Annotated in this window: 15 protein-coding genes; 9 read left to right on the top strand and 6 right to left on the bottom strand. The window is 70.8% G+C overall.

Translation table 11 applies throughout. From position 1 onward, the window contains the following. The first annotated feature begins 70 nt into the window (after positions 1-70). Positions 71-1,069 carry a LacI family DNA-binding transcriptional regulator gene (locus tag A6A08_RS18085; protein WP_073703790.1) on the top strand — a complete coding sequence of 333 codons (999 nt, stop codon included), beginning with the start codon at positions 71-73 and terminating at the stop codon, positions 1,067-1,069. A gap of 64 nt (positions 1,070-1,133) precedes the next feature. Here A6A08_RS18085 and A6A08_RS18080 read toward each other — a convergent pair whose 3' ends face one another. Further along, on the bottom strand, positions 1,134-2,114 hold the full coding sequence (locus A6A08_RS18080) for an alpha/beta fold hydrolase (RefSeq protein WP_073703789.1): 981 nt from the start codon (positions 2,112-2,114) through the stop codon (positions 1,134-1,136). A gap of 54 nt (positions 2,115-2,168) precedes the next feature. Between A6A08_RS18080 and A6A08_RS18075 the strand changes: the two genes are divergently transcribed. Then, a complete protein-coding gene (locus A6A08_RS18075) occupies positions 2,169-2,765 on the top strand; it encodes a TetR/AcrR family transcriptional regulator (RefSeq protein WP_073703788.1) in 597 nt (198 codons plus the stop codon). A gap of 9 nt (positions 2,766-2,774) precedes the next feature. Here the strand turns inward: A6A08_RS18075 and A6A08_RS18070 are convergent, their stop codons facing one another. Further along, on the bottom strand, positions 2,775-3,158 hold the full coding sequence (locus A6A08_RS18070) for a DoxX family protein (RefSeq protein WP_073703787.1): 384 nt from the start codon (positions 3,156-3,158) through the stop codon (positions 2,775-2,777). Between the two features lie 80 nt (positions 3,159-3,238). Here A6A08_RS18070 and A6A08_RS18065 point away from each other — a divergent pair, with 80 nt between their 5' ends. Beyond that, positions 3,239-4,120: a sigma-70 family RNA polymerase sigma factor gene (locus A6A08_RS18065; protein WP_073703786.1), complete on the top strand. Its 882-nt coding sequence runs from the start codon at positions 3,239-3,241 to the stop codon at positions 4,118-4,120. Between the two features lie 349 nt (positions 4,121-4,469). After that, positions 4,470-4,943: a carboxymuconolactone decarboxylase family protein gene (locus A6A08_RS18060; protein ID WP_073703785.1), complete on the top strand. Its 474-nt coding sequence runs from the start codon at positions 4,470-4,472 to the stop codon at positions 4,941-4,943. 174 nt (positions 4,944-5,117) lie between these two features. On the opposite strand, the gene A6A08_RS18055 is transcribed toward A6A08_RS18060, so the two are convergent. Beyond that, complete coding sequence (locus A6A08_RS18055) at positions 5,118-5,495, bottom strand: MerR family transcriptional regulator (RefSeq protein ID WP_073703784.1); 378 nt, start codon at positions 5,493-5,495, stop codon at positions 5,118-5,120. Positions 5,496-5,620: 125 nt separating this feature from the next. Here A6A08_RS18055 and A6A08_RS18050 point away from each other — a divergent pair, with 125 nt between their 5' ends. Beyond that, complete coding sequence (locus A6A08_RS18050; protein ID WP_073703783.1) at positions 5,621-6,694, top strand: alkene reductase; 1,074 nt, start codon at positions 5,621-5,623, stop codon at positions 6,692-6,694. Positions 6,695-6,842: 148 nt separating this feature from the next. On the opposite strand, the gene A6A08_RS18045 is transcribed toward A6A08_RS18050, so the two are convergent. Further along, positions 6,843-7,253 (bottom strand): hypothetical protein, encoded by a 411-nt coding sequence (locus A6A08_RS18045; RefSeq protein ID WP_073703782.1) that lies wholly within the window; start codon positions 7,251-7,253, stop codon positions 6,843-6,845. Positions 7,254-7,365: 112 nt separating this feature from the next. After that, the gene (locus tag A6A08_RS18040; RefSeq protein ID WP_073703781.1) at positions 7,366-7,923 is read right to left on the bottom strand and encodes an ATP-binding protein; all 558 of its coding nucleotides are present in this window, start codon (positions 7,921-7,923) and stop codon (positions 7,366-7,368) included. 227 nt (positions 7,924-8,150) lie between these two features. Here A6A08_RS18040 and A6A08_RS18035 point away from each other — a divergent pair, with 227 nt between their 5' ends. Together A6A08_RS18035 and A6A08_RS18030 are read left to right on the top strand one after the other, a co-directional pair. Beyond that, the gene (locus A6A08_RS18035) at positions 8,151-9,017 is read left to right on the top strand and encodes a helix-turn-helix transcriptional regulator (RefSeq protein WP_073703780.1); all 867 of its coding nucleotides are present in this window, start codon (positions 8,151-8,153) and stop codon (positions 9,015-9,017) included. After that, positions 9,004-9,255 (top strand): DUF397 domain-containing protein, encoded by a 252-nt coding sequence (locus A6A08_RS18030; RefSeq protein ID WP_073703779.1) that lies wholly within the window; start codon positions 9,004-9,006, stop codon positions 9,253-9,255. The genes A6A08_RS18035 and A6A08_RS18030 overlap by 14 nt, the downstream gene beginning before the upstream one ends. A gap of 239 nt (positions 9,256-9,494) precedes the next feature. Here A6A08_RS18030 and A6A08_RS18025 read toward each other — a convergent pair whose 3' ends face one another. Then, the gene (locus A6A08_RS18025) at positions 9,495-10,454 is read right to left on the bottom strand and encodes a LysR family transcriptional regulator (RefSeq protein ID WP_073703778.1); all 960 of its coding nucleotides are present in this window, start codon (positions 10,452-10,454) and stop codon (positions 9,495-9,497) included. Positions 10,455-10,636: 182 nt separating this feature from the next. Between A6A08_RS18025 and A6A08_RS18020 the strand changes: the two genes are divergently transcribed. Together A6A08_RS18020 and A6A08_RS18015 are read left to right on the top strand one after the other, a co-directional pair. Next, positions 10,637-11,665, top strand: a complete 1,029-nt coding sequence (locus tag A6A08_RS18020; RefSeq protein WP_073703777.1) for a fumarylacetoacetate hydrolase family protein — start codon at positions 10,637-10,639, stop codon at positions 11,663-11,665. After that, a complete protein-coding gene (locus A6A08_RS18015) occupies positions 11,665-12,672 on the top strand; it encodes a cyclase family protein (protein ID WP_073703776.1) in 1,008 nt (335 codons plus the stop codon). Before A6A08_RS18020 ends, A6A08_RS18015 begins: the two co-directional genes overlap by 1 nt. The last annotated feature ends 6 nt before the right edge of the window (positions 12,673-12,678 follow it).

Below are 12,678 nucleotides of genomic sequence, written 5' to 3'. Positions count from 1 at the left end.
CCATCGGAGAACCTGAGTTGAAGCGTTACAAACCAACCCCTCCAGCGGGGACGCGGGGAGCACACACGCCGTGAAGGCCGTCAGCATAAGGCAAGTGGCCCGGGAGGCCGGGGTCTCCGTGGCCACGGTGTCCAACTTCCTGAACCGGCCCGAGGTCCTCGCGCCCACCACCCGGGACCGGGTGCGCGAGGCCGTCGACACGCTCGGCTACCGCCCCAACCAGGCCGCGCGCCAGCTCAGCAACGGCTACGGCACGGGGGTGGGCCTGGTGCTGTTCGACGTGCGCAACCCCTTCCTCACCGGGGTGGCCCGCGGCGCCGAGGACCACCTGCACACCGTGGGGCGGACCGTGGTGCTGTGCAACACCGACGTGGACACCGGCAAGGAGGAGCGCTACCTGGAGATGCTGCTGCAGCAGCAGGCACAGGGAGTGCTCATCACCCCGTCGGAGCTCTCCCGCGCGTGGGTGGACCGGGTGCGGGCGCTGGGGCTGCGCATGGTGCTGTTCCACAACTCGACCGACTATCCCGACGTGTGCTCGGTGGCCGTCGACGACGTCGCGGGCGGCGAGATGGCGGCCACCCACCTGCTGGCGCGCGGGCACGAGCGGATCACCTGCGTGACGGGCCCCGCGCACATGCGCCAGTCCGTCGACCGTCTGGAGGGCTGCCGCCGGGCGGCCGCGCTCGCGGGGCGGCCGGAGGAGGCCGTGGAGGTGGTGGAGACGGGCGCGTTCACCCTGGACCAGGGGCGGCGCGCGGGCGAGCGGATCCTGGCCTCGTCCCGTCCGACCACGGCGGTGTTCTGCGCCAACGACCTGCTGGCCCTGGGCGTGATGCAGGCGGTCACCCGCGCGGGCAGGCGCATCCCCGACGACATCGCGGTGGTGGGCTTCGACGACATCGAGTCGGCGGCCACGGCCGGGGTCCCGCTGACCTCGGTGCACGTGGACAGCCACGCCCTGGGCGGTGCGGCGGCGCGGCTGTTGGTGGAGGAGGTCGAGGACCCCGCCCACCGGCACCGGCGCCTGCTGTTCGCCCCCCACCTGGTCGAACGCGCCTCCAGTTGACCCCCGCAGCGGCACGCCCGAGGAGGTCGGTGGAGCCGGCACGGCCTCTGGGGCGCACACCCCCTCAGGTGCGGTCGGCCTCGGCCAGGAATGCGGCGATGTCGGCGGCCAGCTCCTGCGGGTACTCGCCGTTGACCGCGTGCGAGGCGTCGGGGTAGACCTCCACCGTCCCGGGGCTCAGTGCGCGCTCGGCGGTCGCGACCGCGACATCCGGATCGTGCATCACCGACTCCCCGGCGACGACCGCCAGCACGGGCATGTCCAGATCCTCAAGCGCCTCCTCGCTGATCCTGCCGGGTTGGGGCAGCTTGAGCGCGTAGTTCTGCATGCCGGACTCGATCATGTCCGCGACCGGCACGTCCTCCACCGGCGCGCCGCCCGCCGTCCAGGAGTTGAACCCCTCCCGCCAGGAGCGCGGCAGCCAGGGCAGCGAGGCGGGCAGGGAGCGCATGACCGTCTCCAGGGGCATGCCGTCGAGGACGAACACCGGGTCGACCAGCGTCACGGTGGCGAGGAGCGAGGGCTCGCGCGTGGCGAGGTTCGCCGCCGTCCAACCGCCGATCGAGAGCCCCACCAGGTGGAACTCCTCCTCGGGCAGGCCGCCGAGGGCCTGGTGCAGCCACTCCGCCTGGTCCTCGTCGTCCTCGATGGGCCTGGCCTGCACGCTCAGGCCCGGTTCTCCCAGCAGGTCGACCGTGTAGACGTCCCCCACCTCCAGCAGGGACGGCAGGTTGTCCGCCCAGACCGGCGAGGCCGACGCCCGCCCGGGCAGGAGCACCAGCGGACTATGTGCGCCGCCCGTTCCCTCGAAGCGGTACATCCGCACGACCCCGTAGTCCGTGCGCACGTCGACCTCGGCGTCCGGACGGGGCAGCTCCGCCATCGCGGCCTCGTAGGCCTCCATGAACGCGTCGTACCCCTCGGCCGAGCGCCAGTGCCCCGCCGGGGAGGGCGTGCGCAGGGCGACCGCGGCGACGAGCACCGCGGCGGTGACGGCGCCGAGCACGAGGAGGACCCGCCGGCCCCGCTGCCGTTTCTTCTCCACCACTCCCCCTAACCGATTGGTAAGTAATCTGACCGTACGGTAAGTTCCGGAGTCATGGCAAGAGAGAACCCCCGTTCCGGGGCGAGCGGAGAGCTCACCCTGACCGAACAGGCGCGACGCGCCCAGCTCATCGACGTGACGGTCCGGCTCATCGCCGAGCACGGGGACGCGGGGACCTCGCTGGCCCGCATCGCCGAGGCGGCCGGGATCACCAAGGCGGCGGTGCTGTACCACTTCCGCTCCAAGGACGCCCTGGTGCGCGCGGCCCGGGAGAGCGCGCTCACGGGCCTGGTGGAGCACGTGGGCGAGGCCGTCGAGAGCGCCGGTCCCGAGCGGGCGCCCGCCGCCTACGTCCGCTCGATGGTCGGCTACCTGCGGGACCACCCGGGGTACACCCGGGTGATCATCGCGGCGGTGTCCGACGGCGGGGAGCGCCGCTCCAGCGAGCGCTGGCGCCCCCTGGCGGACCTGATGCACGCCGCGCGGCAGGCGCGCGGGGCCAGCTCGGACCTGGACCTGCGCACCACGGCGCTGATCGTCGGCGGCGGCATCGACGCGATCGTGGCCGAGCACCTGGACCACCCCGACTACGACCCGCTCGCCGCCGCCGAGGAGCTCGTCGCCATGCTCGACAGGACCCTCTTCGCCTGACCCGAACGGTCACCCGACGAAGGACTCGGGGCCGAACCGGCCCCACGCCACGAAGGCGGCCAGGGCGAGGTAGACCAGGTTCAGCACAGCGTGCGGGGGCTCCTCGCGGCGGAAGGTCACGACCGCCGCACCGGCCATGACCACCATCAGTCCGACGGCCGCCAGCGGCACCAGGACCGGCGCGATGCCGAGCACGGCGGGCAGGACCAGGCCGACAGCGCCCAGCACCTCGACCGCGCCGAGGGCCTTGACGAAGCCCGAGCCGAAGTCCTCGACCCATCCCCCGCCAGGGGCCTTGGCCAGCTTCTCCCGGGGAATGAACAGCTTGGTGGTTCCCGCGAGGAGGAAGACGGCGGCCAGCAGGCCGGTGATGATCCACAGAGCGAGGTTCATGGGTCCTCCCTTGCCGGTTACCTCGGCCCGTCCGGGCCCGTCATCATCCATGACGGCACTCGCTCGTGGAAGGTAACGACATGACCGGATCTGCTCCGGAGGAGACCGTGGCGGAAGCCTTCGAGGGGCAGCGCGGACGCCTCGTCTCGGTGGCCTACCGGATGCTCGGGTCGCGGGCGGACGCGGAGGACGCGGTGCAGGAGGCATGGCTTCGGCTGTCGCGCCAGGACGCGGCCTCGATCGACAACCTCGCAGGCTGGCTGACCACCGTGGTGGGCCGTGTGTGCATCGACATGCTGCGCTCGCGCAAGGCCAGACCCGAGGCGTCGTACGAGGACCGTCTGCCCGATTTCGTGGTGACCGAGGACGACGACGGGGCGCCCGAGGACGACGTGCTGCTCGCCGACTCGGTGGGGCTCGCGCTGCTCGTGGTGCTCGACACCCTCCGCCCCGCCGAGCGGCTGGCCTTCGTGCTGCACGACATGTTCGCGGTGCCGTTCGAGGAGATCGGGCAGGTCATCGGCAGGTCCACGGACGCCGCCAAGATGCTCGCCAGCCGGGCCCGCCGGAAGGTGCGGGGCACGCATCGTCCGACCGACGAACGGCGGCGGCAACGCGCGGTGGTCGACGCCTTTCTCGCGGCGGCGCGGAGCGGGGACTTCGAGGGACTGCTGCGGGTACTCGATCCGGAGGTGACGTGGCGCGCCCACACGGCGAGCGGCGTGGTCGTCAGGCTGGGCGCGACCGAGGTGGCCGGCAAGCTGCGGCAGGCGCGCCGCGCGAGGGTGACCGCGCGCCGCGCCCTCGTCAACGACGAACCGGGGATCGTGGTGTGGGGCTCCAGCGGCAGGCCGGTGGCCGTGATGGCCTGCACCGTGGCCGACGGCCGGATCGTCGAGGTCGTGTCGGTGCTCGACCCCGCACGCCTCGCGGCGATGGACCTCCCGCGGTGCCCCGTCTGAGGCGTTCCCGCGGCCCTCGGCTCGTGAAGACCCGACCCCCGACCGTGGCACGGGCTGTCATCGTCCCGTGCCACCATGCCGGCATGACCTTCGCCCTCCCCGTGCTGGGCCCGCGCGGAGCATCAGGTCTCCCGCTACCACCGCGACCCGCACCGGGTGGTGCACATCGCCATCGGCCTCTTCCCGGACGTACCGGAGGTGGTTCCCCTGGTGGAGCGGATCCGCGCCGACCGGGCCGCGCCGCAGAGCCCGTGACATCGCCGCGTTCTTCTTCGTGCGGCCGGTCGCCGTGTCACGTCCGGGGGGTTCGCCTCGTCAAGTAGACGAAGCGAACCGGAAGGAGAGCACCATGGCAGCTCGGCTCAACCCCCTCGGCACGGACATCGGCCCGAAGCTCGTGAAGCACCTCATCGCGACGAACAAGGCCGTGACCGACTCGCCCCTGCCCCGCGCGACCCGGGAACTGGTGAAGATCCGGGCGAGCCAGATCAACGGCTGCGGGGGCTGCCTGGACATGCACACCAAGGAGGCCGCGCACGCGGGCGAGACAGCGGTCCGGCTCAACCTGGTCGCCGCGTGGCGGGACGCGACGGTCTTCACCGACGCGGAGCGGGCCGCGCTGGAGCTCACCGAGCAGGGCACCCGGCTCGCCGACGCCGGTGACGTCACCGACGAGGTGTGGGAGAACGCGGCCGAGCACTACGACGAGGAGCAGCTCACCGCCCTCGTGGCGCAGATCGCCCTCATCAACGCGTTCAACCGGCTGAACGTCATCCTCCGCCAGCCGGGAGGCGAGTACCAGCCCGGCCGGATCCACGCCTGAACCGGGGCCGGGTGCCCGGCCTCCCAGCGGCGGGCCACCACCGGGGGAGGACCCGACGCGGTGGCCCGCCCCAGGGGGAGAGCATTGCACACGTCCTCGGCCAGGCACCTGTGCGGGTACGGCGGCGGGCAAGCGGGCTGGAGCCGACCGGGCCGGGAAGGTGGGCGGGTGCGGTCAGACGGAAGCGCCGGAGCGCAGTCGCTGCTGGTAGGCGCGGCCCGTGGCTATCAGGCCGTCGAGCGCGTCCCGCGTGCGCACCAGTTCGGCGATGTGCCCGGTGAGCCGGTCGCGTTCTCGTTCCATGTGCTCCATCGCCGCGTCGGAGTTGCCCTCGCTGGGTGCGTCCACGCAGGGCAGCAGCTCGATGATGGTGCGGCTGGGCAGCCCGGCGGCGTACAGCCGCTGGATGAAGGCGACGCGATCGACTTTGTCCTCGGTGTAGTGCCGCTGCCCACTGGCGCTGCGGGTGCTGGTGAGCAAGCCCTGCTCCTCGTAGTAGCGCAGGGACCGGACGCTCACTCCCGTCCGTCTCGCGAGTTCTCCGATGCGCACGGCTTCCTCCCCATGGCCCGTGTCCTGTGAACTGCGCCACAGGCACTTGCCCCTCACATCAATGTCAGGTTTTAGCGTAGTCGACGTGCCCGGGGAGGGCGCACAGTCCACGGAGGAGACCTGACGTGACCAGCTTGTTCGAGCGCTACCGACTCGGGAACCTGACCCTGCCCAACCGGGTGGTGATGGCGCCGATGACGCGCGTCCGCGCCGCCGCGGGCGGACTGGCGACACCGTCCATGGCGACGTACTACGCCCAGCGCGCGACCGCCGGCCTGATCGTGTCCGAGGGGGTGCAGCCGAGCCTGGTGGGGCAGTCCAATCCGGGCACACCGGGACTGCACACCGACGAGCAGGTCGACTCCTGGAAGCCGGTGACCGCCGCGGTGCACGCCAACGGCGGACGGATCTTCGCCCAGCTCATGCACGGCGGCCGCGTCTCGCACCCCAGCACCACCGGCGTGCAGCCGGTCGGCCCCTCGGCCGTGCCCGCCGTCGGTGACGTGTTCACCCCGACCGGTCCCCAGCCCGCGCCGGTGCCGCGCGCGCTGGAGGAGTCCGAGGTGCCCGAGCACGCCGGCTCCTACGCCGAGGCCGCCCGCCGCGCCGTCGCCGCCGGGTTCGACGGGGTGGAGCTGCACGGCGCCAACGGCTACATGATCTCCCAGTTCCTCTCGTCCAACGCCAACCTGCGCACGGACTCCTACGGGGGCTCGGTGGCCAACCGGATCCGGTTCGCCGTCGAGGCCGTGACCGCCACCGCCGACGCCGTCGGGGCGGAGCGCACCGGCATCCGCCTCTCCCCCGGCGGGCTGTTCTGGGGTGTGGAGGAGACCGAGGTCCGCGAGCTCTACACCGCGCTGCTGACCGAGCTGGCCCGGATCGGGCCGGCCTACGTCCACCTCGAAGCCACCGCCGACGAGGAACTGCTGCTGGAGCTGCGCCGCGTCTGGCCGGGCACCCTCATCATGAACCCGACGGTTCCCATGGGCCCGAAGCAGGTCGACAGGGACGACGCCGACCGCTGGCTCGGGCAGGGCGCCGACCTCATCAGCTTCGGCCGTTCCTTCATCTCCAACCCCGACCTGGTCGAGCGGCTCCGTACCGGGCTGCCGATCGCCCCGGTCGACGAGGCCGACTTCTACCAGGGCGGCGACCGGGGATACCTGACCTACCCGGCGTACCAGCACAGCGCGTAAGTCCGGGCCCGGGTGCTTCCTCCTCCTCCGCGCAGAAGAGGGGAAGAAGAGGAGGAAGTCCGGGGACGAGTGGCGGCCCTTCCGGGAGGGACTCCTGGAAGGGCCGCTCTGTGTTCGGGGCCGGGGGCCGGGGACCGGTCCGGCGCTCTCAGGCCATGGCGGGAACCCGGGCGCCGCCCACCGTCCGCGCCCAGGGACGGGCTGCGGGCGGGTCGGTGTGCGGGGTGGTGTGCGGCCACAGCACCAGGAGCAGGGCGTCCACGTCGCGGGCCTCGACCATGCCGGTGGGAGTGATCGCCCAGAACGACTGCGTCGCTTCCCCGTAGTAGACGATCAGGTGCCTGTGACGGGCCTGGATCGCGGCGGCCTGAGCGTGCTCAACGGCGAACTCGGCGCGGTGGCCGCCCAAGCGGGGAAGCCTCTGTGCGCGGCGAAGGCGGCAGGAGGGGTGGTCGCACACCGGGCAGACCGGGCCGACGAGCGGGGTCCGGCGCGGAAGCGGCCGGGGCATGGGGCGAACGTCGTCCGAACGGCGGGGCGAGGGGATAGGGTTCTTCATCAGATCCTCTTTCCTTGCTTATGACTGGTTTGGTTTCGGGGATTCAGGGCCCGGGACAAGCGGTGGTGCGCTTTCCGGGCCCGTCCTGTGTCGTGGGCCGGTCGGTCCGGGCTCAGAGATCCGTGGGGATGTTCCACCGGCTTCCGGCGAGGTCGTAGGCCAGGTAGAACCACACGGTGCGGAACTCGGCGTTGCCGTTGTCTCCCCACTCGGAGGCGAAGGCGTTCACCATGGCCAGCCCTCGGCCCGATTCGGCGTCCAGGTCCAGGCCTCCGGACCTGGGGGCCAGGTTGGCGTCCTCGTCCCGGAGTCCGCCCCGGTCGCGGCAGGCCAGGTGCATCCCGGTGCGGTGGCGGTGAACCAGGAGGGTGTAGGTGCCGCCGGGGCGGCCGGAGAGGCTGTGGCGGATGGCGTTGTTCGCGAGTTCGCTGCCCAGCAGTGTGAAGAGGTAGCGGTAGTCCTTGCTCCGGGCGGCGGCGCAGGTGTCCAGGAACGCCCTCACCAGCGGCATCACGGCGGGGGTTCCCGCGAAGTCGTAGCGGCGCAGCCGGTAGTTCGGCCGCTCGGGGCTGCGAGTGAAGTAGTGGCGGTGCGCGGGCCGGATGAAGCTGGTCAGCGGCACCGTGGCCTCACCCAGCGGGGGCAGGGAAGTCGGGACTGTTGCGGGCATGACGAACACACTCCTTGGCATGAACCAGACATGAGCAGGGGTTTCGCAGGCCCGTTGGAGGAGTCTCACGGATGCCGTGATGCGCGGAACGGGCAAGACGTAGCCTGACCGGCATGCACCGTCCGTGATGCATCGGTCACTGACTACATCCTCATAGTGAACTACGAATTTCGAGCCGTCAACCGGTTGTCTTCGAAATTCGTATTCCTGCGGAGTAGGATCTCCCCATGCAGAGCCCCATCAGCCCCACTGTGCGCCGCCGAAGGTTGGCTCGCGAACTGCGTCGACTGCGGGAGGCACATGGCCTCAAGCTCTCCACAGCAGCAAAACAGGCCAAAGTTCCGCTCTCCACACTCAGCAACATCGAAAACGCCGAGGCTCGACGCATCAAAACACGCGACATCGATGCTCTCGCAGACCTGTACGAAGCACAGGGCGAAATCCGAGCAGCCCTCCATGAACTCTCCCAAGAGTCCAAGGAGCAGGGCTGGTGGTCCAACTACAAGGACGTCTTCGGTAGTAACGCACTACCGGACTTCGAAGTCGAGGCGTCCATGATCCGCTCCTACGAGTGCATGGTCATCCCTGGACTCCTCCAAACCCCGGAGTACAGCGAAGCGGTGTTCCTGGGCGGAGGCGCCTACTCGGAAGCCGAGGTGAAACGCCATGTTGATGCTCGGATGCAGCGTCAACACATCCTGGGACGCCACAAGCCGCCCCACCTCTGGGCGGTCATCGACGAAGCCGCTCTACACCGGGAGCTGGATGATCCACGCATCATGCGCGATCAGCTCCAACATCTGCTCAACATGGCCACACGCCACAACATCGACATCCAGGTGCTTCCTTTCAGCGCAGGCATGCATGCCGGAATGTCCGGATCGTTCGTACTTCTAGACTTTCCTGGTGATCTCGACCCCAGCCTCGTGTACACCGAGACAGCAACCGATAGCCTCTTTGTCCAAGAATCAGAGTCTGTGCAGCGCTTTGTGACGATCTTCTCTCACCTCAACGCAGCCGCTTTGAGAACCTCACACACCATTCGGTTCATCCGAAACATCCTGGAGTCGAACGAACAGCATGAGAGCACCTGAGAACTTGAACTTCTTCAAGTCCAGCTACAGCAGCGACCGCGTCAACTGCGTGGAGGTCGCACACATCCCCGCGAACTTCCGTAAGAGCAGCCACAGCGGCGCTGGTCAGAACTGTGTGGAGGTAGGCGACCTCCCCTGCGGCGCCGCCATCCGCGACTCCAAGCACCCCGACGCCGGACACCTCCCCTTCCCCGCCACCGAGTGGACCGGCTTCCTCAGCGCCGCCCTCTCCCGCTGATGCGCTGACCGCAAGGACTCGCCGGGTCCTGGCCATCCAGGATGATCTTGCTCCCAGTGGCACTCCCGACCACCGACAGTGCCGCTGGGAGCAAGATCATCGGCGAGGAAACCCCGCACGTCACACCGGCAACGGTTCCGGCCAGCCCACTGACCAGCACGCGGTACCGGCGCCCGGCCGTGCCCGAACGAACCGCGACCGGGGCCCTCGGCCGTGCCCGCCCTCGCCCTCTGCCAGGCTCACCCTTCTCCTCCCTCTTCCTCTCCCCCGCTCACCGAAGGATCGAGGCCCACCGAAGGGTCGAGCTCGGCCGCCACCCTCGCCGCCGTCTCCCGCAACCACGTGTGCGCCGCGTCGTGCTGGTGCACCGGGTGCCACCACAGCGCCTCCTGGATCGGCGCCGCCGGAAACGGGCACGGCAGCATGCGCAGCCCGGCGCGCTCGCCCGCCTCCTCCACCAGGCGCCGCTGCACCAGCGCCACCCTGCGCGTGCCCCGGACCAGGTCCGGGAGCATCCGGAAGTTCTGCACCGAGACCTCCACCCTCGGTTCCAGGCCCAGCATGCCCAGCTGGTGCGTGACCGGCGCGTCGTAGGGCCGCTGGTAGACGGCCCACGGCAGTCTCGCGAGGTCGTCCATGGTGACGGTGTCCCCCACCGCGTCGTTCCCGTCGTCCACCAGGCACACCCACTCGTCCCGGTACAGCTCCACGGTCGGATAACCGCTGATCACCCCGTGCAGTATCAGGACGCCGTCCACGCTCCCGAGCACGCTCTCGGTGGCCTCGACGAGCGTGGCGGGCATCTGCCGGAAGTACAGCCGGATGCCCGGCGCCTCCTCGTGCAGCGCACGGGCCAACCTGGCGCCGAAGACCGTGATGGCGTAGTCGGAGGCCAGGAGGGTGAACTCCCGCCTCTCCGTGGCCGGGTCGAAGTGGGCGCGGCGGCTGAAGAGCCGCTCCATGACCGAGCAGGCGTTGGCGGCGGGCACCCGCAGCGCGTGCCCCAGCGGGGTCAGCTCGTAGTGGTTGCCCCTGCGCACGAGCAGCTCGTCGGAGAAGTGGCGGCGCAGGCGCGCCAGGGCGGCACTGGTCGCGGGCTGGCTCAGGCCGATGCGCTCCCCCGCCTTGGTGACGTTGCGCTCCTCCAGCAGCGCGCGCAGGGCGACGAGCAGGTTGAGGTCCAGATTCGCGATGTTCAACGTGCGCTCTCCCCGACCGTGTGATCTCCCAGAGCGCACGCCGTCTTCCCACGCACGCTCCTGCCGAACCCGCGCCCTCCCTGCGGGAATCCACTGCGCGGATGACTCCCATATGGGAGATCTATTTCACAGATCCTTCCTGGTGGACCAATGTTAATGGCATCACACCTGGAGGAAACACTGTGGCAAACGAACCGTCCCACGCCCGCCCCTTCGCCCTCGGTACGTTCTCCGTCGGCGGCGACGCCCCGTTCCCGGGCCTGGTCACCGGCGAGGAGGTCCTCGACCTGAGGACCGTCTCCGGCCTGCGGGGCTCGCCGGGCGGGAGTCTGAGCACACGGGACCTGCTGGAGCGGTGGGCCGAGGTCCTGCCCGTACTGCGCGAGCTGGCCGCGTCCGGCAGCGACACCAGCAACGGCAGCAGCGGTGGCGGCGGCACCAGCGGTCGGCACCGGCTCGCCGACCTGCGCGTCCACGCCCCCCTGCGGCCGCGGCAGATCCTCCAGTCCGGCGCCAACTACCGCACCCACGTCGTCGACCTGGCCGTCGCCCACGAGCCCGAGGGCGGGCGCCCGGCCGAGCAGGTGCGCGCCGAGACCGCGGCGATGATGGACAAGCGGGCCGCCGAGGACCAGCCGTACGTGTTCATCGGCCTGCCGTCCTCGGTGACCGGCCCCCACGACGACGTCATCATCCCCCGCTGGTGCACCAAGCCCGACTGGGAGCTGGAGCTGGCCGCCGTGATCGGCGAGCCCGCCTTCCGCGTCTCCCCCGAGCGGGCGCTGGAGCACGTGGCCGCCTACACCATCGCCAACGACATCACCGCCCGCGAGCTGGTCTTCCGCCGGGACATGCCCGAGATCGGCGCCGACTGGCTCCGTGCCAAGAACGCCCCCACCTTCACCCCCCTGGGCCCCCACCTGGTGCCCGCGGAGTTCGTCGGCGACCCCGGGGACCTGCGGGTGACCCTGAAGCTCAACGGCCAGGTGATGCAGGACGAGTCCACCAAGGACATGATCTTCGACGTCGCCCGCCTGGTCTCCTACGTCTCGCAGACCGTCGAGCTGCTCCCCGGCGACCTGGTCCTGACCGGAAGCCCCGCCGGGAACGGCATGCACTGGGGACGCCTGCTGCGCTCCGGCGACGTCATGGAGGGCACCATCACCGGCCTGGGCACCCAGCGCAACACCTGCGTGGCGGAGGAGGCGTGATGTCCGACCACACCGGCGACGCGGGTCCCGACCGCACCACCGACACGACGCTCGACCGCACCGACCCCGAGGGCGCCGTGGCCGAGGCCGCGCGCAGGTACTCCAACTGGGGCCGCTGGGGCGCGGACGACGTCCTGGGCACCGTCAACTTCATCGACCGGGCCAAGCGCTGCGAGGCGGCCGGGCTGGTCCGGCTCGGGGCGAGCTTCTCCCTGTCGCAGAGCTTCGACATGGACGGCCCCCAGAAGGGCTGGCGGCGCCGGACCAACCCCGTGCACACCATGCTCGACACCGGCGTGGACGCGGCGCTGGGCAACCAGGGCTTCCCGCACGGGATCGGCGGCGCGGACGACGTGGTCTCCATGCCGCTGCAGTGCTCCACGCAGTGGGACGGCCTCGGCCACATCTTCGACCACGGCCGCGCCTGGAACGGCCGGGACGCCGCGCAGGTGGTCACCTCCGGCGGCGACCAGGTCACCGGAATCGAGCACATGGCCGCGCCCGTGACCGGCCGGGGCGTACTGCTGGACGTGGGCCGGGTCCTCGGGACCGAGGGCGAACTCCCCGACGGCTTCGCCATCACCACCGAGCACCTGGAGGCCACGGCGGACGCGCACGGTGTCGCGGTCGGCCGCGGGGACATCGTGTGCGTGCGCACCGGCCGGCTCGCCCGCGCCCGCCGCGAGGGCTGGGGCGAGTACGCGGGCGGCCCCGCCCCGGGCCTGTCCTTCACCACCGCCGGGTGGCTGCACTCCACCGAGATCGCCGCGATCGCCACGGACACCTGGGGTTTCGAGGTGCGCCCCAACGAGTTCGACCACGCGTTCCAGCCCCTGCACCAGGTGGCCATCCCCCACATGGGCCTGCTCATCGGCGAGATGTGGGACCTGGATGCGCTGGCGGCGCACTGCGCGGCCGACGGCGTCCACGAGTTCTTCCTGACCGCCGCACCGATCCCGTTCACCGGGGCGGTCGGCTCGCCCGTCAATCCCATCGCCGTCAAGTGAAGGTGG

This window comes from Nocardiopsis sp. TSRI0078, assembly GCF_001905145.1.
GTDB lineage: Bacteria > Actinomycetota > Actinomycetes > Streptosporangiales > Streptosporangiaceae > Nocardiopsis.
This window is presented reverse-complemented; position numbering and strand designations above follow the sequence as displayed.

Coding starts and splice junctions, on each gene's coding strand:
- A6A08_RS18040 (WP_073703781.1), bottom strand. CDS start 7,923: ATGCCCGCAACAGTCCCGACTTCCCTGCCCCCGCTGGGTGAGGCCACG.
- A6A08_RS18070 (WP_073703787.1), bottom strand. CDS start 3,158: ATGAACCTCGCTCTGTGGATCATCACCGGCCTGCTGGCCGCCGTCTTC.
- A6A08_RS18065 (WP_073703786.1), top strand. CDS start 3,239: ATGACCGGATCTGCTCCGGAGGAGACCGTGGCGGAAGCCTTCGAGGGG.
- A6A08_RS18015 (WP_073703776.1), top strand. CDS start 11,665: ATGTCCGACCACACCGGCGACGCGGGTCCCGACCGCACCACCGACACG.
- A6A08_RS18035 (WP_073703780.1), top strand. CDS start 8,151: ATGCAGAGCCCCATCAGCCCCACTGTGCGCCGCCGAAGGTTGGCTCGC.
- A6A08_RS18030 (WP_073703779.1), top strand. CDS start 9,004: ATGAGAGCACCTGAGAACTTGAACTTCTTCAAGTCCAGCTACAGCAGC.
- A6A08_RS18075 (WP_073703788.1), top strand. CDS start 2,169: ATGGCAAGAGAGAACCCCCGTTCCGGGGCGAGCGGAGAGCTCACCCTG.
- A6A08_RS18060 (WP_073703785.1), top strand. CDS start 4,470: ATGGCAGCTCGGCTCAACCCCCTCGGCACGGACATCGGCCCGAAGCTC.
- A6A08_RS18045 (WP_073703782.1), bottom strand. CDS start 7,253: ATGAAGAACCCTATCCCCTCGCCCCGCCGTTCGGACGACGTTCGCCCC.